This window comes from Salinimicrobium profundisediminis (assembly GCF_026241755.1).
GTDB lineage: Bacteria > Bacteroidota > Bacteroidia > Flavobacteriales > Flavobacteriaceae > Salinimicrobium > Salinimicrobium profundisediminis.
Window position 1 is genome coordinate 281 of sequence record NZ_JAPJDA010000057.1, and the last position, 2,207, is coordinate 2,487.

The window sequence follows — 2,207 nt, forward strand, 5'->3', positions numbered from 1 at the left end:
ATAGAAGTTGTAATAGCTCGCCATTAAAAGGGAAAATACCTTGTCTTCTTCGTTTTTTTACGGTTCCTTTTCCCTTGATATCCTTTAGTTCGGGTCTGAAATTACGATTTTTTATTATTACTTGAAATCCATATAATCCGAATTCTCCTGATGGAGTAATACCAGTCCTAGCGATATTTACAACCTCGCCAGCACGTAAGCCCCCGAAACACTGAAATGCCACACCAAGAGCTATTCTAGGTGTATATGTATATGCGGTTTGTATGAAAGGGATAATTAACTCGCGAGGAAGGTCATGGATAAGGAGTGTTTCTTCCTCATCATTTGGATAGTTCACGTTGATAAAAGGGCTTTCTGGCTTCCTTTTGACTTCTAAAACTTCATAGCTGTATTCTTTGAAATCGAAATCATTTATCGTTATATGATTTAAAATATTTTTTTTGGCTAGGAAGTAGTATAAACGAGTAAGATTCCATTCACATCTTTTGACTGTTTCTTTTTTCACTGGAGCGTTATTTCGTCCCATTAATCCATAAATGTTCAAATAATCCACTCCATGTTCAAAAAGAAGGTCTTTTACGCTTGATAACTTATACTTTGCGTGATTTTCTATAAACACAAAATTTAGGAAGTTCACAATAGAGTTAGCAACTTGTTCTTGTGTTTTAATATTAGGGATACCGCCTTTTTTTAATGGCAGATGAATAAATTCTGAAATAGGGTGGACAACACTTACTGCATATCCGTTTTTCTTCTGCTCCAACATAATCATCATCTTATCGACAGTATGATTTTTACCGTTAGGTAAAGTTTCTGTTGCTGACACTCTTTTACAGTAGTACCTATAAACCTCCAATCTTTTGTTTATTCCCACAACATTGCAATGATTTTGACTGTTTGAAGCTGTATTCATTTATCTTCCCACCTGTAATATATTTTCTCCCTTATCATTAAAGCTGTTCTCTTTATTTCGTATTGTTCTAAGTTGATTAAAAACTTCATACGCCTTCTAAAACATGTCCTGCTACAAAAGTCTATATCCTCCTAAAAACAACTAAAAACTACTAACTTGAGTTTAATAGCTATTCGCCTACATAACCGTCTCCATCACGATCATCCATATATTGATATAACCAATGATCTTTTATTATTGGCATTTTGAAGCCAGCTGCTTTAGCTTCTTTAATTGTTACCTGTCCATCACCATTTGTATCGATGCTGGAAATATCTTTATCGTCATTAGAAACATTAGAATTATTTGAGTTCGTTGATTTACTTTCAGTTAAACCTAGAGATTTATTTGTTTCATCAGGATTGCTATTGTCAAACTCATCAACAATCTTATTACCTTTTATAGTGTAAGTGTACTTATAATGAGAAGGAATTTGGGTTTCAGTATTTGGATATGTGATAATTGCTTCATAATCAGTAGCTCCACCTGCTTTACGAATAGAATCTTCCATGTAAGCTTGGTCGCCGTGTCTATTTAATGTACTATCTTGAGGTGTGATATTATAAGCACTAGAAGCACCGCCGTTGCTGTCTGCTATAACATGCCCTTCATCAAGGTATTTACTTTCTACACCTGGAACTTTTGCTTCATCTTTGCAGTATCTTCCCGATGATGTGACCTGTTCAGTCCGGTCATCTTGTAAAATAATTTTATCAGCAATAACTTTAACTAATTGACCGTACTCGTTCGTAAATGCCCAATATTCTCGATCACCAAAACCAATGTCTACCACAACATTAGCTTCACGATGTCCCGATAAATCACAAGCATCCACTTCGATTAATTTGTAGCCTTTGAACAGTTCATCTTTTGATTGAGTTGATGTATCTTCTACTACTGGTTCATCAACAGTTGCATTAACTGTTGTTACTTCTTGTGAATCTGTTTTTTCCTCAGTATTCGAAACATCTTCTATGTTTGTACAACCAACCATAAAGATGATCATTAAAGGGACGATTCAATAATTCATTTTCTTTTTCATTTTAAGACTCCTATAATAATTATTTTAAATTGTAGTAACCTAATAATAACATAGTATATTATAGTTTTGTTCACCATCTACTATTTTTGAACAAAAAAATAACCCCCCACAATCATTGATGTGAAAGGTTTTCAGATTATATATAGTAAGATTTTTTTATACGTGAGGGTTATATAAGGTCCCGAAAAGACTCTTTTGGAAACCCAATTATTT

At 33.8% G+C, this 2,207-nt stretch carries 2 protein-coding genes; both read right to left on the minus strand.

The window, feature by feature from the left end; translation table 11 throughout:
- Positions 1–826: hypothetical protein (locus tag OQ279_RS18280; protein WP_266071305.1), on the minus strand; the 826-nt coding region annotated here is incomplete at its 3' end.
- A 256-nt stretch (positions 827–1,082) separates the two neighbouring features.
- Complete coding sequence (locus OQ279_RS18285) at positions 1,083–1,958, minus strand: DNA/RNA non-specific endonuclease (RefSeq protein WP_266071306.1); 876 nt, start codon at positions 1,956–1,958, stop codon at positions 1,083–1,085.
- Positions 1,959–2,207: the final 249 nt, after the last annotated feature.